The organism is Bacteroidales bacterium (genome assembly GCA_023228145.1).
In the GTDB taxonomy this organism is placed as follows: domain Bacteria; phylum Bacteroidota; class Bacteroidia; order Bacteroidales; family CAIWKO01; genus CAIWKO01.
This window is the reverse complement of the sequence record JALOBU010000027.1, coordinates 18,759-40,444: the sequence shown is the minus strand read 5'-3', so window position 1 is coordinate 40,444 and position 21,686 is coordinate 18,759. Positions and strand designations below refer to the sequence as shown.

The window sequence follows — 21,686 nt, the reverse complement described above, 5'->3', positions numbered from 1 at the left end:
TTCAATTTCTTCTTTTGCTTTTTTGATAAAATCAGGGATGTCTTCACGGGAACTTTCAACAAATGCCTGTGCCATGGCATATCCTGCAGCAACACCTATGGCCCCGGCACCGCGAACTATCATGGTTTTTATAGCGTAACAGGTTTGACGGTAATTTTTAGATTCAAAAATTCTAAATTCATAAGGAAGCAGATTCTGCTCAATCATAAATACAGAGCCATGCTCCATCCAAACCGTTTTATAATTTTTTCCCAGAACCTTCATCGGTGTTTTTTTTGAAACTTATGCAGATTTTAGTCCTTATCGTACCATCCGGCATACATCATATAGTTTTTTGATATGCGGTTAATCTGACCTTCTAACAAGGCGGTGCCCATACTTTTTATTTTTTTTGCAGGCATACCGGCATATACGCTTCCCGATTCAACTATTGTTTTTTCGGTAACAACTGCCCCTGCTGCAATGATAGAATTGCTTTCTATTATAGCACCATCCATGATGATAGCGCCCATCCCTATCAGCACATTATCATGAATAGTACACCCGTGTATGATAGCCCTATGGGCAATGGACACATTATTTCCTATATTAACTGGGGCTTTTTGGTATGTACAATGCACAATAGCACCATCCTGTATATTTACGTTGTTTCCGATTCGAATATAATGTACGTCGCCTCTGACAACCGCCTGAAACCAAACACTGCATTTATCGCCCATGACCACGTTTCCGGTCAGGGTTGCGTTGTCAGCAAAAAAGCAATCAGCCCCCCATTTAGGTCCGATACCATTAACTTTTTTTATCAGAGCCATAATTTTATTTTTTTAGGTCGGGATAATCGAGTGAAAAATGAAGCCCGCGGCTTTCTTTGCGTTGTGATGCCATTTTTATTATCTGGTAAGCTACATTTATCATGTTGCGCAATTCACATATTTTGACTGTAAGAACCGAGTGTTCATATAACTCTTCCGTTTCACGGTAAAGAATTTCAAGCCGGTCCATGGCTCTTTTAAGGCGAAGGTTTGAACGGACAATTCCCACATAATTGCTCATGATTTCCCGAAGCTCTTTGGTGGTTTGTGTAATTAAAATCATTTCTTCGTTAAGAACAGTCCCCTCAGCGTTCCATTCGGGAATATTGTTGTTAAAATCAATGTTTTTTAAATTGCTAATAGCATCCATTGCAGCACGGTGAGAAAAAACAACAGATTCTAGCAGGGAATTTGAGGCGAGACGATTTGCTCCATGAAGCCCAGTACAAGCACATTCTCCCGTTGCATAAAGATTTTTTATATTACTGCGCCCGTTTTCATCTACTCGGATACCCCCACAGATATAATGAGCTGCCGGCACAACAGGTATCATTTCTTTTGTTATGTCAATACCAATGCTCAGACATTTTGCGTAAATTGTCGGGAAACGGCGTATCATTTCGTTTTTATCCAGGTGCCGACAATCAAGACACACATGTTCTTCACCGCTGAGCTTCATCTCGGTGTCGATTGCGCGGGCAACAATATCTCTTGGAGCCAGGCTTTGACGGGTGTCATATTTCTGCATGAATTCATTTCCTCTGATAGTTTTCAATATTCCGCCAAAACCTCTCATCGCTTCCGTTATTAAAAATGAAGGGCGCTCTTTGGGGTTGTATAATGCCGTAGGATGAAATTGAAGAAATTCCATATGCTCCACCTTCCCTTTGGCACGGTAAACCATAGCGATGCCATCTCCGGTGGCTACAGAAGGATTCGTGGTGTTGCTGTAAACATTACCGGCTCCCCCCGTGGCAATCAGTGTGTTTTTTGACAAGATGGTTATAATGTTTTTTTCTTGAGGGTTTAAAATGTAAGCGCCGAAACAGTTTATTTCCGGAGTGTGTCGGTTAATTTCAATCCCCAAATGATGCTCGGTAATGATATCAATGGCAAAGTGGTTTTCTAAAATTTCAATATTATTATTTTTTTTTACTTCATCCAGCAGAGCTTTTTCAATAGCCGCTCCTGTGCGGTCTTTACTGTGCAGAACCCTGTACTCCGAATGGCCACCTTCTTTAGCTAGGTCATATTTTCCGGATTGGTTTTTATCAAACTCAGTTCCCCAATTTATCAGTTCTTGTATTCTTTCTGTTGATTCGGTAATAGTTAATCGGACAATTTTTTCATCACACAAACCCGCCCCGGCGATTAATGTGTCATTAATATGTTTTTCGTAGGTATCGGGGTCGTACATAACCGCAGCTATACCGCCCTGTGCGTAATTAGTGGAAGACTCTTCGGCCTTTGATTTTGTAACAATACAAACACTACCCCGGGTTGCCACTTTTAGGGCGTAACTCAATCCTGCAATTCCGGAACCGATGACAAGAAAATCTATATTTTTTCTCATTATTATTAAAAAATAAAATTAAAATCCTGCAACTTTAAGCTTGTTATCTAATTTCTTTTATCACAAAGTTACGGATTATAAACAAAAAACCCTTCCTTGCGGGAAGGGTTTTTTTGTCGGGGTATTTAGCTTATTCTGGATGAATAGCTTCTACCGGGCATACATCAGCACATGCACCGCACTCAGTACAAATTTCCGGATCAATTTTGTAAATATCTCCTTCAGAAATAGCTTCGACTGGACATTCGTCAATACAGGTTCCGCATGCTGTGCAATCTTCAGAAATTTTATAAGCCATGATTGATAAAGTTTGGTTAATATACGGGTACAAATATATTCATTAATTTGAAACAAGAGAAAAATATTAAAAAACAAAAGCATACTCTTTTTAAGAATTTCAAAGTTGAAAATTGTTGATATCTATGTTTGTTTTTTTTTAAAATAAAAAGTACATAAAAAAAATTGCTATATAAATTTGCCATTGATAATCAAAAACAAAATATTATGGCAACAGCAAAAAAAGCACCCGCAAAAAAAGCTCCAGCTAAAAAAGCACCTGCAAAAAAAGGTTGCTGCGGTGGAAAGAAAAAATAAAAAAGAAAAAATTTTTCTTTTAAAATTTCAGGCATCAATAAAAAAATTGGTGCCTGTTTTTTTATAAAAAATTTTTTACAAAAATATTTTTGTAAAAAAAAAGATGAAGACATTCTGTATAGCTTTAAAACAAACAGATGCAGAAAGTGATGACAAAAATCAAATTGTTAATAAATATGTTTATTTTTTTTGTTGAACAAAAATTATTACAACAACTTTGTATATAATTTTACATCAAATTAATAAAACAAAATTACAATGGCAACAACAAAAAAAGCTCCGGCAAAAAAAGCTCCGGCAAAAAAAGTAGTAAAAAAAGTAGTTAAGAAAGCTGCTCCGGCAAAAAAAGTTGTGAAGAAAGCCGCTCCGGCAAAAAAAGTAGTTAAGAAAGCTGCTCCGGCAAAAAAAGTTGTGAAGAAAGCCGCTCCAAAAAAAGTTGTGAAGAAAGCGCCGGCAAAGAAAAAGTAAACATTTTATCTTTAAAAAAACGCCTGAAATTTTCAGGCGTTTTTTTTTTAATTTTGTTTGGTCAGATAAGTGTTTATTGTAACTTTGTTTTATGGTTATTATAGGAATTACTGGAACATTAGGTGCGGGAAAAGGAACAATTGTAGATTATCTTGTACAGAAAAAAAACTTTGTTCATTTTTCTGTACGTTTTTTTTTAACTGAGGAATTAGAAAAAAGAAAACTTGATATAAATCGCGACAACCTTGTTGCTGTGGCTAATGATTTAAGGGCCAAACATTCTCCCTCATATATTGTGGAGCAGCTTTTTGCGAAAGCTGAAAAAAATAAAAAAAATTGCGTGATTGAAAGTATTCGTACCCCCGGAGAAGCATATCTTTTAAAAAAGAAAGGCCACTTTATTTTGATTGCCGTAGATGCACCTTCTGCTTTGCGTTATCAGCGCATTCAGTTGCGTGCTTCAGCAACAGACCATGTTTCCTATCATACATTTATTGAAAATGAAAAACGGGAAATGACCTCGGATGACCCGAACAAACAAAACCTCCAGAAATGTATTGAAATGGCCGACTACAAAATTATTAATGAAGGAAGCATTGATGATTTATACAAGCAGATTGCCGTTTTGTTTAAAAAACTTAAAATCACATGACAGAAGAAAATAAAAAAAAACATATACGCCCCAGCTGGGACGATTATTTTATGGAAGTGGCAGATACCGTTGCCAAGCGGGCCACCTGTGACCGGGGACGAAGCGGATGTGTTATTACCAGAGACAAACAAATTCTTGTTACAGGATATGTAGGGTCGCCAATGGGGTTACCTCATTGTGATGATGTGGGTCATTTATTTAAGCAGCTTACCCATGAAGACGGGCACACAACAAATCATTGTATGCGGACAGTTCATGCAGAACAAAATGCAATATGTCAGGCAGCCCGCCGGGGAATCATGCTTGACGGTGCTACCCTTTATTGCCGAATGACTCCCTGCCGGACATGTGCCATGCTTATTATTAATTGTGGAATTGTCAGAGTGGTTTGTGAAAAAAAATATCATGCAGGGGCAGAGTCTGAAGAAATGTTTTCTATGGCGGGAGTAGAGCTTGTATATATGAGTGAAGAAACGATGAAATACAGCAATCAATAATTAAACAATGAAAACAGGTTGGAGCCCATTACCGCTTGTATTAAAAATAATTTTTGTAATTCTGGCTTTTAGGCTCATGGGGGCTCTTTTATCATTACAGGATATTTACAATAACGGCTATGAATTTTTTGGAAGAATAATTTATGAATTGTATGCAGTAAATGCACAATTTTTTATTTGCATTGCTTTTCCATTGATAATTCTTTTTGGCATTTATCAACGCTATGCCAAAATATGGATAGTGGCTACGATTTATTTTATGGCATTGTTTATAAATTCCCTGATGTCCATACTTATTGCAGAAGAAATCCTTGCAAAAGCATTGATAATAATGAAAGATGTTTTTACCATTCCGGAAGGTGTAAATGAAGAACAATTCCACGCAATCTTGTTGATTGCAATAATTATGTCTTTTGTTTTAAAAGCATTGTTTAACCTTGCCCTGATGATACTTTTTTTGGTGAAGCGAAAATATTTCCATATTATACGGGAAGAAAATCCGGTCGAGTAGCGAAACAAATTATCTTCTTAATTCAAAGTTTTGGCCCAGATAAACTTTTCTAACATGTTCATCGTTTGCAAGGTCTTCTGCTGTTCCCGATTTGAGAATAGTTCCTTCAAAAAGTAAATAAGCCCTGTCGGTTATAGATAGCGTTTCGTGTACATTATGGTCGGTTATTAACACACCGATATTTTTTATTTTAAGCTTGGACACTATGTTTTGTATGTCTTCAACAGCAATAGGATCAACTCCGGCAAAGGGTTCATCAAGTAAAATAAATTTTGGGTCCATTGCTAAAGCCCTGGCGATTTCTGTCCGGCGGCGTTCGCCTCCTGAAAGAGTAATGCCTTTGTTTTTTCGTACCTGCTGCAAGCCAAATTCATTTAAAAGCGTTTCTAGGCGCTCTTTCTGCTGGATTTTTGTTAGTTTGGTAAATTCAAGGACCGCCATGACATTATCCTCCACGCTTAATCTTCTGAATACGGAGGCTTCCTGTGGCAAATAACCAATGCCGGTTTGTGCCCTGCGATACATAGGCTCGTCTGTAATATTTTTTTCATCCAGAAAAACGCCTCCCGAATTGGGTTTAATAAGGCCAACAATCATGTAAAAAGAAGTTGTTTTTCCGGCGCCGTTTGGCCCGAGTAATCCAACAATTTCACCCTGCTTAACCTCCAAAGAAACATTTTTGACCACTGTACGTGAGCGGTATTTTTTTACAAGGTTATCGGTACGTAATAACATAGTACTATAATTGACAAACAAAAATACACTAAAAATTAAACCACAGAGAAACCATAACCATAAATTTACGCGTGTGAGGGTGATCGAGGTAGTTAAGCCTCCATATGCCGTCAACACGTAATATTTTAAAGATATTTTCAATAGCAAAGCCGGTTTCACAATAAGGCTTGTTAAGAAAGTAAACATTTTCAGGAAAAACACTGTAATTTTTGTTTTTATTATTGATACTTCCTATCAAGCCCCTGAAATAAACAACTTCCCTCCATCTCAGCTTTTTCAGCAAAGGAATTTTATTAAAAAGAAGGCCGTCAAAATGATGTGTATAATACCAACTGAAATACTGATCGCTGATAAATTCATAATAATTCATGGTATTGAATGAATGTTCATCCCACATATACGTCTCGTTGCCCTCATGAATTTTTAAAAGCGGATAGGGTAGCGTTCCCCAGATTTTTCCAAGATTCAGGGAACATCGCGACCAGCCAATACTTCCTATATTGATTCTTTTTTGTTTTATACTAATGTCAATTTTATGATATTCGTAATCACTATTTAAAACATTCTTCATGCCATACACATAAGCTACATCCAAAACCGGATACTTTGTTTCGATGCTTCTCCTCCTGAAAGCCCCGGAAATAAACTTTTCGTTATAAGCAAAATGAGTAACCAGTTTAATCTCGGCAATGGTAATGTTATTTTTTGTAAAAACCTGTTGATTGTCGTTATACTTAAAAACAGATTCACCGGAAATGGGGTAAAATTTTTTATATGTCAGGTAAAGCATGTTTGAGAAACCCATAAACCAGTCGTTTTCGACAAAAAACATAATATCTTGTGCCATAGTAAGATTTGCCGAGCGATTGCGGGCCAGGACAGACCGGAAAAAATAATCTTCACTAAAAGCATTTTCACTTTGACCGAGTTGTTCTATGTCGTTACGGTAGCGCACACCAGCCAGTGTATGCGGATTTTTACGAAACATATAATAAAAACTGGCACCGTATTTAAACTTATCATCCAAATCACCATAAGCAACATGGGTGATAAACTGAAAGTTTGTGCTTAATTTGCTGCTTGTCCGAAAACCAATTCTGAAACGATTACCTTCTACCGGATTTGAACTGTATGCAGATAAAACCGGGCCGATGTCAATATATCCTACATTAAACCCAAAACCCAAAAGTGCTTCCGAAACGCCTTTATAAATTTTATACATTTTTAAGGTTTGGATAGTGTCAACAAGTTTCCCGATTCTTTTTTCTTCTTTTGTAAGCTCTTCAGGCCTGTTTTTTTCCCAATAATCGTCGGAAAGTTTTACTGCACTGTCAGTGATAGATATAGCATCAGTCAGTTTATATATGCTTAAATCAGCAGGTAGATTAACCAGAAAATTTTGATATGATGTTTTTTTATGAAGATAAATGCCCATCACCTTGCTAAGGTTTTCTGTGATGTTCAGGTCGGCAACAATATTATCTTTTATTGGCATCCAATACTTGTCATTAACAAAGGTAAACTCCTGGTCAAAAACAATTTCATTAATGATATTAATATTAGCATCTTTTACTGCCCGCATGTTTACCTTAACAACAGCATATGTTGAGTCGTGTATCCAGAGACTGCCGGTATAGGTAAGTTCCTGCGAACGGCGCGGCTTGAACATAATGTGATAGCACCATCTATTGTTAATGTAATTGCTGTCTATTAAATAATATTTGTAATATGAAAGGCCAAAATTGGCAATGGGACTGACGAAGTTTTTTTCAAACAATACATTGTAGTTGTCATAAATATTTATTTTTAAATAGGTATCCCCAAAAAATTGTGACAAAGTTTTGTTTTCCATACCTGTAACTTTGCTTGCCCTGATAAGTTCTTTATAAGATTTTGGACTTCTGCGATAATATATGTCAGAAACTGCTTCGGAAAAAAATACAGGTAAAAAAACCTTGCCGTTAATAACTGAAGTATCGGAATTTTCAAAAACAAATTTAAAGGGTTTCATCACCAGGCTATTTTGAAATTTTTCCGTGTAGTTGTTTGCGTCAATTTGTATTTTGGTATAAGCTTCATACTTATAATATTCGAGAAAAGCGATATCATTATTTTCCTTGTTTTGAATTACTTTTTTCAGCAACACCTCTGCGGGGTTTTCTCCAGGTAGAATCACAGCCTCTGCAAGTTCAAATGATTGGGGCTGAAGTTCAAAATCTATAAATTGGAATTTGTTTTTTACCACCGGCAACTTACGGCTTACATATCCCATATATTGTGCGGTGAGAGAATCTTTGGCGTTTTTTGTTTCTATAGAATACTTTCCATCAAAGTCGGTAACGGTTTGCACATCGCTGCCTGCAAAATATACATTCACAAAGGGTATTGGTATTTTTGTGCTTGCATCAATCACGGTTCCCATGATTTTTGTAATCAGGGTTTTGTCGCTTTGAGCAGAAACAAAAACCGGCAAATTTATTACCAGTAATAAACATATGATTTTAAAAACTGCCTGTTGCTTCATAACATATAAGCATACAAATGTAGTAAGCAAAGCGAAATAATAAAATGCAGCATCATTATTAAAGCATAAAAAACGACTTGTGTCGGGATGACTGTCTAAAAGCAAGTTGGTGCTCAATCATCCTAACGTTGCTTAATTTAACTCTTCCCAAAACTCAAGTGCCCGGCGGGTATGCGGAATCACGATAGAGCCGCCCACTAGGTTAGCAATGGCAAAAACCTCAAATAATTCTCCCCTGGTAAGTTTTTGTTCATGGCACTTTATCAGGTGGTATTTTATACAGTCATCGCAACGCAACACCATGGAAGCCACCAGCCCGAGCATTTCTTTTGTTTTTACTGGTAGTGCCCCGTCGAGATATGCGTTGGTGTCAAGATTAAAAAAACGTTTCATAAAATTACCATCGGCAGCCAAAAGCTTCTCGTTCATTTTGCTGCGATATTCATTGAATTCTTTCAGTTTTTTTGTCATATGAGTGCCTTTTACAGTTTTACAAATATATCTATTCTAAAACTTATTATTACTGATTTAATCAAATCAATCATGACTAAAGTCCTTTTTCGGCTTATTATTACAATCAGAAATTCTGGCTTCACCCCTGAAATACTACGATGCTTTATATTTCTGTAAGGCAATATGTTATATGTAGTAACCTCGTTTCATAAAACAATTTTCTGAAAAAAATCAGTTGTGAGCGGCGAATAATATAATTTTGTAGTGTTTTTCAAAAACTAAAAATAAATATTTTACAAACTCAGATTATGTTTAAGATATCGTCACACCCTATACTCGAAGTAAAAGGAACTTCCAATGTTACTTTTCGTTTTGAAGGGAAAACCGTTGAAGGACAATCCGGGTATACCATTGCTGCGGCCCTTCATCAGGCAGGATTTCCCGTACACAGCCACAGCTTAAAAAACCGCGAAAGAAGTCTGGAATGCGGTATTGGCAAATGCGGCGCTTGTGAAATGCTTGTGAATGGGAAAATAAAACGAATATGTATTACGCTGGTTGATGGTGTTAAAGAAGTTTCTGAAATCCCGAAAGATTACACTCCAGAAATTACCAAACCGCAAACTGAAAAACCTCATGATGTTTATAAAACGGATGTGGTGATTATCGGTGCCGGCCCTGCGGGGCTTGCTTGCCGTGAAGAACTGAATAAGTATGGCATATCAAACATAGTGCTGGATAATAATGATAAAATCGGTGGTCAGTTTATCATGCAAACCCATCAGTTTTTCTTTTTCGAGAAAAAAAAGAAATTCGGCGGTATGCGAGGATTTGATATTGCTACAACACTTGCCGGAGATAACCACGACGGCATTATGCTGAATTCCACAGTTTGGGATATCCTTGAAGGCAAACGCATTGCTGTTAAAAACCTTAAAACCGAAGACATTTTTTTTGTGGATGCTGATTATTTAGTGGTGGCCACCGGAGCCGTGCCTTTTATGCCGGCATTTGAAAACGATGACTTGCCGGGGGTTTATACTGCTGCCGTGGTTCAGAAAATGATGAACAACGAGTTTACACTACTGGGGAAAAATGTGCTGACGGTTGGCGCTGGTAATATCGGATATCTTACCTCTTACCAGTTGATGCAAGCAGGAGCGAAAGTAAAAGCTATCATTGAAGCTATGCCCGTTGAGGGTGGATTTCCCGTCCAGGCAAATCGTGTAAGGCGCCTGGGAATTCCAGTCATTCTTTCTCACATCCTCATCAAAGCCATTCCGAATGAAAAACACGACCGGATATTGGGAGCTGTGGTAGCTGAATGTAAAGATTTTCAGCCCATACCCGGAACGGAAAAAATAATTGACGGCATTGATGCCATAAATATTTGCACAGGGCTTGTGCCTGACGACCAGCTACTGATAAAAGGAAATGAAATTTTCGGCAGAAATTGTTTCGGTGCCGGTGATGCAATACGCATTGGCGAAGGCACCAGTGCAGTAGTCCGGGGCAAGCAGGTTGCTTTTGAGATTTTAAACGAAATGAACGAGCCCTTCAACTACGATGAATATCTTGCAACATCCAAGGAATATATTGATTCACAGCAGCATCCCATCCGGGTGATTGAAGATGTGTATATACCCACTCCTGAGCGTATGACGGAGAAACCCTTTGTGTTGATTGATTGTTTATACGGCTTTGCCTGTAATCCCTGCGAATTTGCCTGTCCGCACGGGGCTATCACCAAAACTTCCACAAGCACTGCTCCTCAGATTGATTTTAATAAATGTGTGGGATGTATGGATTGTGTTTATCAATGTCCGGGTTTGGCAATATTCGGCTATAGTTTAAAAAAGGATTGGCTTTTCCTGCCTGTGGAATATCATGTAGAGGAAATGTCAGAAGTGTTTCTGGTTGGGAATAACGGACAAAAACTCGGCGAAGGCATCATTGAAAAAGTGCTGAAAAAACCAAATAAAACCGATATCGTCAGGGTGAAATCGTTGAGCATTCATGGTGAAACTCTGACAGCGGTTAGAGGCTTTATTATAAAAGATAATTATCCTGAAAAAATAAAATTTCTTACTACGGAAAAATCCAAAGAACTTGAAAAATATGTATGTCATTGTGATGATGTTACTCTGACTGAAATTTTAGATGTCATTGGTGACAGGCAGTTTATTTCCGTTGACGAAATTAAACACACAACACGACTCGGCATGGGTGCCTGCAGGGGAAAACGCTGTATAAGGCGTTTGAAACAGGTGTTGCGCGGATACGACATTTCGCTTGTCGGAGAGGCAACTCCCCGCGGGCCGTTGTCGAATCAAATAAATTTCGGAGAGCTTTACCCAAAAACTGTTTCAAATAAAATTCACACTACAGTTGCCGGAAAGGAAATTAAAAAAATTGAAGTGGCTTCTTTTGTTGCCGGAGGTGGTATCGGGGGTAGTGCTTTGTTTCGTTATTTAGCGGAAGCCGGTATGAAACCCGTTTTGATAAATTATGGGCGTGGCGCATCGTGGAGAAACATTGCCGGAGGCCGCCCCGCATTCAGCTTGCCCGAAATTGCTGATATCGCCGAACACAATCTGGAGATATTCAAAGAGTTGCAACAAATTAAAAACATTGACTTCCACCAAACACGTTATATTACTTTCGCTCATGATGAACCAACATACAAAGCATGCGTTGAAAGTATGTCGTGGTCGGATGCGTATATGCTTTCACCCAAAGATTTTACCAGTATAATTTCTCCATATATCAATCCGTTATTGGATAAATATCTGGGAGCCTTTGTTACCAACAATTGCTGGCAGGCAACTCCGGGCAGGGTAATTGATTTAATTCGCCGTATCGGCATAGAAAACGGAGGCACAATACTCGAAGATTGTCAATTGATTAATGTTACCAAAGAAGGGGAAAAATATGTAGTTCTTGTCAGAAAACACAACAAAGAATATGTGGAATATCATACGGATATTTTCATTAATGCTTTGGGTCCTGAAGGAGAAAAATTTGCCCGTATGCTGGGTCTTGATACCGGCTTATATCCGGTAAAGCACCAGGCCTTTATCACGCGCCGCCTTCCGCCGCTTGGTATCAATGGCCAACCTTTGGATATGCTTATTGACCGCCGCAAATACAAAGGATTTGTTGCTGTTTACGGCCAGCAGCTTGCCGAAACCGGGCAGATTATCGGCTGCGCATCACCGGCTGTTGACCCTCAGGAAGCCGATAAAAACCTGAAAATAAACTCTAAAGAATTCCTTGAAATTGCTACAGAGATATTCATAGACTGGGTTCCCCGGTTGTCATCGGTAGGGTTTCAGGCAATATGGGCAGGTTATTACATTGAGCCCCGAATGATTATTGACACAAAATCGGGATTATTCCTTGGCTTGCGCGGCCAGGGGTTTATGCTGGGGCAGTACCTGGCAAAAATATATGTAGATGCTCTTTGCGGTAAAGACGTACCATCTTATTTTGAGCGATTATCTTTGCGGGGAGATGGGTTGCCGGAAAAAGCGTTTAAATAATTCTGTTGTTAAAGATTTTTTTTACAGCTCATCGCCTCTTCGATAAGCATATCAAGCAATTCGGGGAGTTTATAGCCAAAGACTTTTGCTTGTTTGGGGACGATACTTACATCAGACATCCCGGGAACAGTATTCACTTCAAGAAAAAACATTTTTCCTCCCTTGGTAATAATATAATCAATACGCACTACCCCCTCACAGTTTAGTTTGTTATATAAAAAAACAGAAGTTGCCGAACACAAATTGGCTTCATTCTGTGAGATACGCGCCGGAGTTATTTCTTCCGACATTCCTTTATATTTCGCTTCGTAATCAAAAAAATCTGTTTTTGGGACTATTTCTGTAACAGGCAAAACCATCATGCGGTTTTTAAACCTGAAAAGGCCGCAGGTTATTTCTGTACCGTTAATAAATTCTTCAACAAGTATTTCATCATCAATACTAAAGGCCAATTGTATGGCTTTTTCCATTTCGCCCGTGGTTTTTACCTTAGAAGTCCCGAAACTTGAGCCGCCATTGCATGGTTTTACAAATGCCGGAAGCTTAATTTTTTCTATAATTTTCTTAATATTATATTTATCTCTCTTGAAAAGATGCTCGGATTTGGGTACGCTGACACCTAAGGATTCAACGATACTATTGCAATACGCTTTGTTAAAGGTAAACGCAGAAACACAGTGGTTGCTTGAAGTATATGGAATACCAAGCAAATCAAAATATCCTAAAATTTTTCCATCTTCACCGGGCGTACCATGAATGATATTAAAAACGCAATCGAAAGTTATTTTTGTTTTACCAATCTTTACGGAAAAATCATTTTTGTCAACAGGGTATTCTTTGTTTTTCTCATCAATATAAACCCATTTTAAGCGCGTGATACAAATTAAATAACAATTATACTTTTTTTTATCAATGTTATTTATCAGCATACGGGAACTTTTAATTGAAATTTCATACTCGTCAGAAAATCCCCCGGCCAGTATCGCAATATTTTTCTTCATACACTTATTATTTTGCGCAAATTTAACCAGAATTTGTGATTTATGTATCGTCCTTTTTTTGTTATATTTGCAGGCGGTTACAATATTTTAATGTAAAAAAAGTTAATAATTCGCACTCATTCAGTTTTTTACCTGATAAATTTTTTACGTGCATGGGCTTTCTTAAATTTTTAAAAAGCAAAATTTTTTTACGACACACCATGATAGCCATTGTACTAACGGTGGTGATTATATGGGTATCTTTAAAATTGCTTAATGCTTATACACGTCATGGAAGTTACATCATTGTTCCTGATTTTTACGGCGTTGTTATTGCTGACCTTGAAGATTTTGCTTCTGACCATGACATAAAATATATAATAAACGATTCTTTGTATGATAATGCTCAGCCCAAGGGTAGTGTGATAAAACAAGATCCTTTGCCGGGCACAAAAGTTAAAAAAAACAGAAAAATATACCTCACGGTTGTTGCACTGAATCCCGAACAGGTAAATATGCCTAACCTCATTGACCTGACTATGCGGCAGGCTTTGTCCATGCTTGAAACTTACGGGCTGAAAGCTGGCTCACTGACCTATGTCCCCGACATCGCTCACAATGCTGTTCTGCGCCAGAAATTCAAAGGCGCTGACATTAAAGAAGGAACACTTATTGAAAAAGGCTCAAGCATTGATTTGGTATTGGGAAAGGGAGAAGATAATGAAAGCACAAAAGCCCCGGACTTGTTTGGTAAAAAGCAAAACCAGGTATTATCTATATTACAAAGCGCTTCTTTGAATATCGGGAATGAAATTTTTTTAGACGGTAATGATACTACCGTTGCAAGAGTTTACAAACAGAGGCCTGAAGCCAATACTGCTATTCAGTATGGAGGTACAGTGGATGTATGGTACCGCTCAGAAAAAAAATATGATTTTACTAATAATAAAAACAATACCGATGATTAAAAAGCTCATAATCCCTGTTGTCTTAGTCGTCATAAGCTGTACTCTTAACGCACAGGAGTATTTAACCGGTATCTATATAAATTCCAAATTATTACCAAAAAACCTTGAACAAATCAATGTTATTAAACAGGCAACAGAAGCAAAATTGCCTTTTGTGGACGATTTTTCAGGTGTTAAAAGTGTTTTTCCCAGTGACACTTTGTGGGAAGACAGGGATGTTTTCATTAATAGCGGATACTCTATCAATCCTCCGAGCTTGGGAGTTGCCACTTTTGATGTTTTAAATGACACAGGGGCCGTATATCCTAATGCAACTACTACGCCCTTTATTTCCGATGTTCTGACATCATTGCCGATACGACTTGATTCACTATTTAATGGAACTCCAACAGCCATTACCGCTGCCGATTCCATATATTTTAGTTTTTATTATCAACCACAGGGCAATGCCGATGCTCCGGAAACAGACGACTCTCTTGTTCTTGAATTTTATTCCCCGCATCTGGACGAGTGGAATACAATATGGGCTTCGCAGGGTATGAAACTTGACACATTCCTGACAAAATATAATACATACTTTAAGCAGGTTATGATACCTATTACCGATACTACATATATACAGAAAGGCTTTAAATTCCGTTTTAAAAATTATGCCAGCATTGCCCCCTTCAGTATGCCCAGCTGGCAAAGCAATGCTGACCAGTGGAATGTTGATTATGTGTATCTGAATACAGAACGCAGTAAAAATGATACTGTTTTTGCCGATGTAACATTTGTCGACAAGGCTCCCGCCATACTTAAAAATTACCAACAAATGCCCATAAGGCAGTTTAACGACTCGGAACTCACAGACACGCTTCATTTAAAAATCAGTAACCTAAATAATGTGCTTGACAACATTTCATGCCAATATGTTGTGAACGAAATAGGAGGTGCTTTCACCTATACAAAGTCGGGCGGGGTATGGGATATTCTCCCGTTTATTACTAACGGATATCATAACTATCAATTACATACTTCGCCGGTTGTAGATTTTTCATTGCCCTCACTGGCTGGAATGGAAAAAACTGCTTTTTCGATAACGCATATGCTGTCGAGCAATGGATGGACCGACGAAATACTTTTAAACGACACAGTAAGATACATACAGGAGTTTAATAATTATTTTGCTTACGACGATGGTTCTGCAGAAAACGGATACGGACTTTCAGGCGAAAACTCAAAGCTTGCTTATAAATTTAACCTGAATCAACCTGACACACTGGGTGGCGTACAGATTTATTTTAATCAAACATACAGTTCCACAGCAAGTAAATATTTTAACCTGATGGTATGGTCGTCGCTCAACCCCGAAACCCTCGTTTATAAATCACCGCAAAAACAACCGGTCATTACGGATAGTATTAATGAATATTGTACTTACGTATTTAGTGATACAACTTTGCTCATTGAAGGAACTTTTTATGTCGGCTGGCAACAGGTTACAGATAACAATCTGAATGTGGGTTTTGACAGAAACAACAATGCAAAAACAAACATGTTTTATAATGTGGGAGGAAGTTGGGTAAACTCCTCTTTTAACGGGGCTTTGATGATAAGGCCGTTGTTGGGGAAAAAATGGCAACAGTATTTAAGCGTACATGAAAATCCTGAAAAAGATTTGCATTTCTCTATATATCCAAACCCTGCTAGCACCAGAATTGTGAATATTACCCTGCCTTCCGATTATTCCGACAACTCCGGGCAATTGACTATTGAAGTTTTTGATTTTCTGGGAAGGAATATATTCAATGTTCCTTTTACAAGGCAGTTAAATGTTTCAGATTTAGTTAAAGGCGTTTACATGATACGTCTTTCAGACAATAATACCAAAAAGGTTTTTACAGAAAAACTGGTGATTACTCGTTAAACACATACTTCATGCAGGAGCACAAGGTTTCACCTGATGATGAACAAGAATTTTATGAACACCATCGCTTTCTGGTTGACCCGGGGCAACAGCCGGTACGCATAGACAAGTTTCTTACTGACCGCATTGCACATGTATCGCGCAGCAAAGTTCAAAGTGCTGCTGATGCGGGCGCCATACTGGTGAACGACAAGCCGGTTAAGTCCAGTTATAAAATAAAACCCGGAGATATTATTTCGGTGGTAATGCCCCACCCGCCCCACGAATTTGAACTGATAGCTGAAGACATACCTTTTGAAATCGTTTTTGAAGATGAAGATATCATCGTAGTGAATAAAGCTGCCGGCATGGTAGTGCATCCCGGCTACGGAAATTATACCGGTACTTTGTTAAATGCATTACTATATTATTTTCAGGAAAGTGAAGCACAGCCGCTGCTGGTGCACCGCATTGACAAAGACACTTCCGGAATACTGGTAGTGGCAAAAAATGAGCGCAGCCAGGCTGTGCTGTCGAAATGCTTTTTTGAACACGACATTGACAGAAAATACGTTGCTTTGGTTTGGGGCGATTTTGATAAAGAGCAGGGAACTATTGAAGGCAATATCGGGCGCAGCATCCGTAACCGGAAAATTATGGATATTTACCCTGACGGGGAAGTCGGGCGGACAGCCATCACACATTACAAAGTGCTGGAACGTTTTCGTTATGTTACCCTTATTGAGTGTTCACTTGAAACAGGCCGTACCCACCAGATACGCGCCCACATGAAACACATAGGGCATTCGTTGTTTAACGATGAAGCTTACGGTGGTAATGCTATTTTAAAGGGAACAACTTTTACCAAATACCGGCAGTTTGTTGAAAACTGTTTTAAGGAATTACCACGACAGGCCTTGCATGCCAAATCACTGGGGTTTAAGCACCCTGCGAGCAAGAAAAATGTTTTTTTTGATTCAGAAATTCCGGAAGATATGCAAGCTGTGATAAATAAATGGAGATTATACACTACTACTCATTAAAAAACTTATAGTATTTGAAAAATAAAAACAAATTAATATTTAAAACATGGAAAATGAAAAAGCTCTGGAAATTTTAAAAAGCGCCATACTTATGGAAGCCCGCGGACAAGCATTTTATAAAAATGTGGCCGAACAGACTAAAAGCGAAGATGTAAAAAACATTTTCAATATAATGGCCAGTGAAGAAAAACTTCACGCCGAATATCTTTCAAAACAATACAGCAGTATTAAAAATACCGGCAAACCCGACCACCAGACACTTCCAGAAGTGTCTGACGAAAATGTGGTAAATATGATATTATCGCCGGAAATAAAAAACCAGATAAGCGGAGCCGGCTATGAAGCCGCAGCTATTTCTGCGTCTATAGATATGGAAAATAAAGCCGTTGAAGTTTATACCGAATTTGCTAATCGATCTTCTGATGTCAGCATAAAAGAGCTCTTTATGTGGCTGGCCGACTGGGAAAAAGGTCATGTGAAAATTTTAAATGAGCTGGATAACGAACTGAAAGAAAAAATTTGGTTCGATAATAATTTCTGGCCTTTTTAATCTCATATAGTCCGGTAATCTGAATCTCTTTGCACAGGCTTAAAACCCGCCTGACTGATAATATGTTTAAGCTCCCCGGTGCTTAAGCTGTTTTTACTATTTGTTTTCGTGTTATAGATTTTTGTGGTATCGTCAATAGTTCCATCTATATCATCCACTCCGAAAGAAAGAGAGAGCTGAGCCTGTTCTTCTCCAAGCATAGGCCAGTAAGCTTTGAGATGAGGAAAATTATCAAGAAAAATTCTTGCAATGGCATAATTCCGCATATCATCCAAAAGGGTAGTTTCCTGAATACGCAGGGTATTGTTTTTTTTGTATTTTAAGGGAATAAAAGCTTTAAATCCGGATGTTTCGGTTTGCAAATTTCTTAAGAGTAACATATGGTCAATGCGGTGTTTAAAATTTTCAATATGGCCGTAAAGCATGGTGGCATTTGAAAACAATCCGCATTGATGTGCTGTTTTGTGAATTTTTAGCCACGCTGCAGAAGAAACTTTTTCCGGACAGATTTTTTTCCTTATTTTTTCGTCAAAAATTTCGGCGCCACCGCCAGGGATAGAGTTTATCCCGGCTTTAATTAATGTTTTTATCCCTATTTCGTAAGGTATTTTTTCCTTATTGCAAACATAAAAAAGTTCTGCAGCAGAGAAAGCTTTAATATGGACTTCAGGTAAAATATTCCTCACCAGCATGATGAGTTCAATAAAAGATTTCAGTGTGGCATCAGGATGACAGGCGCCGGTTATATGAATTTCTTTAATGTTTTTATTTGTTTGTGCAACTTTTTGCATTATCGTGTCATATGAATGATTCCAGCCTTTTAAAATTCCGGACTTATCATTAAAAGAACAAAATTTACAATTATAGACACAAATATTACTGGGCTCCAGATGTGTGTTTCTGATAAAAAAAACTTTCGATTTGTTTTTCTTATGCCTAACATAAGTTGCGAGTAAAGCCAGAAACCCTGTATCAGCTTTTTTATAGAGATAATAACAATCATCAACATTTATCTGTTTTGCGTCAAGAATTTTTTTTGCGATAGAGATATTCTCTTTGCCTTTAATGAAATTCTTTTCCAAGTAATATTCAAGCTGGTTTGTCATTCGAATAAACTGCCGGAAAGTATGATGACAGTTTTATTAATTTATTTAAGTAAAGTAATTTTTTTGCCTGTCGTGAAGTTATCAGTTTGAATATTCAACATATAAACTCCTGCAGGGCAATCTGAAAGGTCTATCCGGATTACATTCGTGGAACTTCCTTTAAATACAAAGTTTTTAACTTCTTTTCCAACAAGGTTATATACCCGCACCCGAATGTTTTCATAGTAGTTTGTTCCGAAAGAAACATTGGCAAATTCATTGGTGGGGTTCGGATAAATGTTAATGTTCAAACTTTTGTTTTCGGGAATATTGAAATAAAGAGGGTTGCAAAGAACCGGAAATATGGCGTGAGAAAGATCGTATGACCATGAACTTATATTGGAATAGGGGTACCATAAATCATTTTGCCATAATTCCCATGCTGTTCCCGGTAACGATTGCCCGGATTTGTTTGTCATAAGAGCTAGAGTATCGCCCGGCAATGAAGGAAGGACAACTCCAAGGAAAAAAGAATTCGTAACATCTAAAGGAGTTGAAAATTCAAAAAAAGTATAATTGTGGTTGTTAACATCCGAAATTATTTGAGCAAAAGGAATAGAGTCGGTCAACAAAATATTTCCCGGAGAGCCGCCAGGACCTGAGTTATCCCATACATGAACAGCAATATTGTTATGATGCGAAGACAGTCTTTTTGCTCTGCCGAATTTAAATAATACGCCTTCAATTTTTGTAAAAGGAGCCATGGGTGTAAAAAAATCTGCCTTTGCTTTGTCGGAATAACCATTGTTCCCTGAAACATAGCCATAAGTTCCATTTGGATAATACACAGAATACATAACCAAATTTCCGGGTAGAGGATAACGTAAAGAGTCGCACTGTATTAATCCGGGTTCATTTCCAACATAGATATATGCTGTTTTGGTTTCGGTATCAGAGCCGTTTGCATTTGTTGCTGTGAGGGATACGGCATAACTTCCGGGAGCATTATATTGTATTCCTGTGGGGTTTTGTAAAGTTGAAGATGAAGGAGTTCCTCCGGTAAAAGTCCATGACCACGAAGTGGGGCTGCCTCCCGATAAATCTGTAAAGTTGACGGTTCCGCCAACAAGAACACTTGTGGGATTGCCGACAAAATCTGCTGCTGGAGGAGGGTCCCCTACGGTAATGTAGTTGTTTTTTGTTTCTGTATCCGTGTCGGTTGCGTTACTTGCGGTTAAGGATACAGGATAAATGCCGGCTGTATTATATTGAATACCTGTTGGATTCTGTGTTGCGGAAGATGAAGGAGTTCCTCCGGTAAAAGTCCATGACCACGATGTTGGACTGCCGGAAGATAAGTCTGAAAAGTCAACAGTACCTCCCACAGGAATTGATGTTGGCGTACCGGAAAAATTAGCATTAAGAGCTGTGCCTCCGCCGCAGTAAAAACCATTCAGCGTTGTGATACCTGTTTCATCAGGGTCAAGCCAATCTTTTAATCTGGTAGCCGGTGTCGTTCCATTTTGGTCCCAGGAATATGAAAATTTTCCATAAAGATCGGGCTGTGTGGGCGTATTGCAATAAGAGCCTCCCCCGGTAAGGTCTCCAACCACTTGTCCGTTGCTGTTAAAAATGGGCGAACCTGAAGAACCCTCTTCTGTAACCCCGTGCCCATTAGCCGTAGCTGCCCAAACTACCCTCCAATGTGTGTTGGGTACAGATTGCCATGTGGATGATACTAATGCTGTTGTGTAAGTGGAAATTTTCTTTATATCTCCATAAGGATGATGAATGCTGACGCCGCTGGAACTGGGATTGTCGTTTCTGCCCCATCCGTTATAATAAGGATTAAAACTTGGTGTCTGGTTTAATTGCACAAGGTAAAAATCAGAACCTGTACTGCCGCCATTTCCTCCCGAAGATTTAAAGGCACAACCAGTCATTGTATTAGAGCTTGGTTCTGTAGAAGGGCTTGGACATCCTGGTGCTTCATAGTTAAAGTAAAAAACCCATTGATTCAGATCTGCTGTGGACGCTCCCTCCCCACAGTGATCTGCAGTTAGAAAATAAGGAGTGCAGTCTTCCCGCTCGTTATTTAGCAGGGTGCCTGTGCACCAGCCATAGCTAAACCCAACTTTAATCATGATACGCGCCACACCTTTTTTTTCATCCTGCCAGTTAGCCCCCTCTGAACAATTGATATTAACTTCACAGCTTTCTGACTCGCCAAAATCTTTTTCGCCGTTTCTTGGGTTAAAGTCCCTGTAAACATATGCAATCTCTGAAATTTGAATTATCGAGGCTCCCTGTGTCCTTGCAGGCTCAAAATATTCAAGAATGACCACATCACCGGCTATCAGTTCATTAGCAAATAAACCGGATTCGTGGTTATTTTCTTTGGTATAAGCACCTAAAACCTGAGATTTATTTTCGTTGTATAAAAATAATTTTGCACCATCGGGCAACCAGAATCTGTTATAATATACACCAAGTGCCAGGGCATCTTTACAAACAATTTTAAGGCGCCATATCCTGTTGCCATCAGATAACACTTCCCATGTGCCGGAATTATTCAGGTTAATGTCAGCGGAAACCGAACGTGCTATTTTTCTTAATACTCCGTTTTTTTCATCATCAGTATCTTCCATGCCAATAAAATTCATGTCAGGCTGCTGTAATATTTTTGTTTCAAATGTTTGAGGAATTTCAGGCAGACTAAAACTCAAAGGAGACCCGCCCTGGCTTATTTGCGCTTTACAACTTAGTGAGATGAAAACAAAAGCCGGTATTAATAATAGCTTCTTCATGAAA

At 38.4% G+C, this 21,686-nt stretch carries 19 protein-coding genes; 9 read left to right on the top strand and 10 right to left on the bottom strand.

Annotated features, from left to right (window positions below):
* The 4 genes from M0R16_11475 to M0R16_11460 form a co-directional block, all read right to left on the bottom strand.
* Window positions 1-264 (bottom strand): hypothetical protein (locus M0R16_11475; protein ID MCK9613491.1); only part of this gene is annotated, 264 nt, incomplete at its 3' end.
* A gap of 29 nt (window positions 265-293) precedes the next feature.
* The gene (locus M0R16_11470; GenBank protein ID MCK9613490.1) at window positions 294-812 is read right to left on the bottom strand and encodes a gamma carbonic anhydrase family protein; all 519 of its coding nucleotides are present in this window, start codon (window positions 810-812) and stop codon (window positions 294-296) included.
* 4 nt (window positions 813-816) lie between these two features.
* A complete protein-coding gene (gene nadB / locus M0R16_11465) occupies window positions 817-2,385 on the bottom strand; it encodes an L-aspartate oxidase (protein ID MCK9613489.1) in 1,569 nt (522 codons plus the stop codon).
* A 130-nt stretch (window positions 2,386-2,515) separates the two neighbouring features.
* Entirely contained in the window at window positions 2,516-2,683 is a 168-nt protein-coding gene (locus tag M0R16_11460; protein ID MCK9613488.1) for a 4Fe-4S binding protein, read from the bottom strand.
* A 554-nt stretch (window positions 2,684-3,237) separates the two neighbouring features.
* On the opposite strand from M0R16_11460, the gene M0R16_11455 reads away from it, so the two are divergent.
* The 4 genes from M0R16_11455 (at window position 3,238) to M0R16_11440 (ending at window position 5,107) form a co-directional block, all read left to right on the top strand.
* Window positions 3,238-3,447, top strand: a complete 210-nt coding sequence (locus tag M0R16_11455) for a hypothetical protein (protein MCK9613487.1) — start codon at window positions 3,238-3,240, stop codon at window positions 3,445-3,447.
* A gap of 91 nt (window positions 3,448-3,538) precedes the next feature.
* On the top strand, window positions 3,539-4,099 hold the full coding sequence (locus M0R16_11450) for an AAA family ATPase (GenBank protein ID MCK9613486.1): 561 nt from the start codon (window positions 3,539-3,541) through the stop codon (window positions 4,097-4,099).
* A complete protein-coding gene (locus tag M0R16_11445; GenBank protein ID MCK9613485.1) occupies window positions 4,096-4,596 on the top strand; it encodes a cytidine/deoxycytidylate deaminase family protein in 501 nt (166 codons plus the stop codon). Before M0R16_11450 ends, M0R16_11445 begins: the two co-directional genes overlap by 4 nt.
* Before the next feature lie 7 nt (window positions 4,597-4,603).
* Window positions 4,604-5,107, top strand: a complete 504-nt coding sequence (locus M0R16_11440; protein ID MCK9613484.1) for a hypothetical protein — start codon at window positions 4,604-4,606, stop codon at window positions 5,105-5,107.
* Between the two features lie 9 nt (window positions 5,108-5,116).
* On the opposite strand, the gene lptB is transcribed toward M0R16_11440, so the two are convergent.
* Genes lptB through M0R16_11425 form a run of 3 tightly spaced genes read right to left on the bottom strand, consistent with a single transcriptional unit; the run spans window position 5,117 to window position 8,837 of the window.
* On the bottom strand, window positions 5,117-5,842 hold the full coding sequence (gene lptB / locus M0R16_11435; protein MCK9613483.1) for an LPS export ABC transporter ATP-binding protein: 726 nt from the start codon (window positions 5,840-5,842) through the stop codon (window positions 5,117-5,119).
* A gap of 28 nt (window positions 5,843-5,870) precedes the next feature.
* Window positions 5,871-8,483, bottom strand: a complete 2,613-nt coding sequence (locus M0R16_11430; GenBank protein ID MCK9613482.1) for a DUF5686 and carboxypeptidase regulatory-like domain-containing protein — start codon at window positions 8,481-8,483, stop codon at window positions 5,871-5,873.
* Window positions 8,484-8,498: 15 nt separating this feature from the next.
* Window positions 8,499-8,837 (bottom strand): carboxymuconolactone decarboxylase family protein, encoded by a 339-nt coding sequence (locus M0R16_11425; GenBank protein MCK9613481.1) that lies wholly within the window; start codon window positions 8,835-8,837, stop codon window positions 8,499-8,501.
* A 290-nt stretch (window positions 8,838-9,127) separates the two neighbouring features.
* Between M0R16_11425 and M0R16_11420 the strand changes: the two genes are divergently transcribed.
* Entirely contained in the window at window positions 9,128-12,361 is a 3,234-nt protein-coding gene (locus M0R16_11420; GenBank protein ID MCK9613480.1) for an FAD-dependent oxidoreductase, read from the top strand.
* Between the two features lie 8 nt (window positions 12,362-12,369).
* On the opposite strand, the gene M0R16_11415 is transcribed toward M0R16_11420, so the two are convergent.
* Window positions 12,370-13,362, bottom strand: a complete 993-nt coding sequence (locus M0R16_11415) for a D-alanine--D-alanine ligase (GenBank protein ID MCK9613479.1) — start codon at window positions 13,360-13,362, stop codon at window positions 12,370-12,372.
* A gap of 200 nt (window positions 13,363-13,562) precedes the next feature.
* On the opposite strand from M0R16_11415, the gene M0R16_11410 reads away from it, so the two are divergent.
* Genes M0R16_11410 through M0R16_11395 form a run of 4 tightly spaced genes read left to right on the top strand, consistent with a single transcriptional unit; the run spans window position 13,563 to window position 17,790 of the window.
* The gene (locus tag M0R16_11410) at window positions 13,563-14,309 is read left to right on the top strand and encodes a PASTA domain-containing protein (protein MCK9613478.1); all 747 of its coding nucleotides are present in this window, start codon (window positions 13,563-13,565) and stop codon (window positions 14,307-14,309) included.
* Window positions 14,302-16,218 carry a T9SS type A sorting domain-containing protein gene (locus M0R16_11405; protein MCK9613477.1) on the top strand — a complete coding sequence of 639 codons (1,917 nt, stop codon included), beginning with the start codon at window positions 14,302-14,304 and terminating at the stop codon, window positions 16,216-16,218. Before M0R16_11410 ends, M0R16_11405 begins: the two co-directional genes overlap by 8 nt.
* Before the next feature lie 11 nt (window positions 16,219-16,229).
* A complete protein-coding gene (locus M0R16_11400) occupies window positions 16,230-17,240 on the top strand; it encodes an RluA family pseudouridine synthase (protein ID MCK9613476.1) in 1,011 nt (336 codons plus the stop codon).
* A 46-nt stretch (window positions 17,241-17,286) separates the two neighbouring features.
* Window positions 17,287-17,790, top strand: coding sequence for a ferritin family protein (locus tag M0R16_11395; GenBank protein MCK9613475.1), 504 nt, complete (start codon window positions 17,287-17,289; stop codon window positions 17,788-17,790).
* A gap of 2 nt (window positions 17,791-17,792) precedes the next feature.
* Here the strand turns inward: M0R16_11395 and M0R16_11390 are convergent, their stop codons facing one another.
* Window positions 17,793-18,872, bottom strand: a complete 1,080-nt coding sequence (locus M0R16_11390) for a CofH family radical SAM protein (protein ID MCK9613474.1) — start codon at window positions 18,870-18,872, stop codon at window positions 17,793-17,795.
* A 65-nt stretch (window positions 18,873-18,937) separates the two neighbouring features.
* Complete coding sequence (locus tag M0R16_11385; GenBank protein ID MCK9613473.1) at window positions 18,938-21,682, bottom strand: PKD domain-containing protein; 2,745 nt, start codon at window positions 21,680-21,682, stop codon at window positions 18,938-18,940.
* Window positions 21,683-21,686: the final 4 nt, after the last annotated feature.

Excerpts from the sequence above, each read along its gene's own strand:
- M0R16_11470 (MCK9613490.1), bottom strand. The coding sequence starts at position 812 with ATGGCTCTGATAAAAAAAGTTAATGGTATCGGACCTAAATGGGGGGCT.
- nadB (MCK9613489.1), bottom strand. The coding sequence starts at position 2,385 with ATGAGAAAAAATATAGATTTTCTTGTCATCGGTTCCGGAATTGCAGGA.
- M0R16_11460 (MCK9613488.1), bottom strand. The coding sequence starts at position 2,683 with ATGGCTTATAAAATTTCTGAAGATTGCACAGCATGCGGAACCTGTATT.
- M0R16_11455 (MCK9613487.1), top strand. The coding sequence starts at position 3,238 with ATGGCAACAACAAAAAAAGCTCCGGCAAAAAAAGCTCCGGCAAAAAAA.
- M0R16_11450 (MCK9613486.1), top strand. The coding sequence starts at position 3,539 with ATGGTTATTATAGGAATTACTGGAACATTAGGTGCGGGAAAAGGAACA.
- M0R16_11445 (MCK9613485.1), top strand. The coding sequence starts at position 4,096 with ATGACAGAAGAAAATAAAAAAAAACATATACGCCCCAGCTGGGACGAT.
- M0R16_11440 (MCK9613484.1), top strand. The coding sequence starts at position 4,604 with ATGAAAACAGGTTGGAGCCCATTACCGCTTGTATTAAAAATAATTTTT.
- lptB (MCK9613483.1), bottom strand. The coding sequence starts at position 5,842 with ATGTTATTACGTACCGATAACCTTGTAAAAAAATACCGCTCACGTACA.
- M0R16_11425 (MCK9613481.1), bottom strand. The coding sequence starts at position 8,837 with ATGACAAAAAAACTGAAAGAATTCAATGAATATCGCAGCAAAATGAAC.
- M0R16_11420 (MCK9613480.1), top strand. The coding sequence starts at position 9,128 with ATGTTTAAGATATCGTCACACCCTATACTCGAAGTAAAAGGAACTTCC.
- M0R16_11415 (MCK9613479.1), bottom strand. The coding sequence starts at position 13,362 with ATGAAGAAAAATATTGCGATACTGGCCGGGGGATTTTCTGACGAGTAT.
- M0R16_11410 (MCK9613478.1), top strand. The coding sequence starts at position 13,563 with ATGATAGCCATTGTACTAACGGTGGTGATTATATGGGTATCTTTAAAA.
- M0R16_11405 (MCK9613477.1), top strand. The coding sequence starts at position 14,302 with ATGATTAAAAAGCTCATAATCCCTGTTGTCTTAGTCGTCATAAGCTGT.
- M0R16_11400 (MCK9613476.1), top strand. The coding sequence starts at position 16,230 with ATGCAGGAGCACAAGGTTTCACCTGATGATGAACAAGAATTTTATGAA.
- M0R16_11395 (MCK9613475.1), top strand. The coding sequence starts at position 17,287 with ATGGAAAATGAAAAAGCTCTGGAAATTTTAAAAAGCGCCATACTTATG.
- M0R16_11385 (MCK9613473.1), bottom strand. The coding sequence starts at position 21,682 with ATGAAGAAGCTATTATTAATACCGGCTTTTGTTTTCATCTCACTAAGT.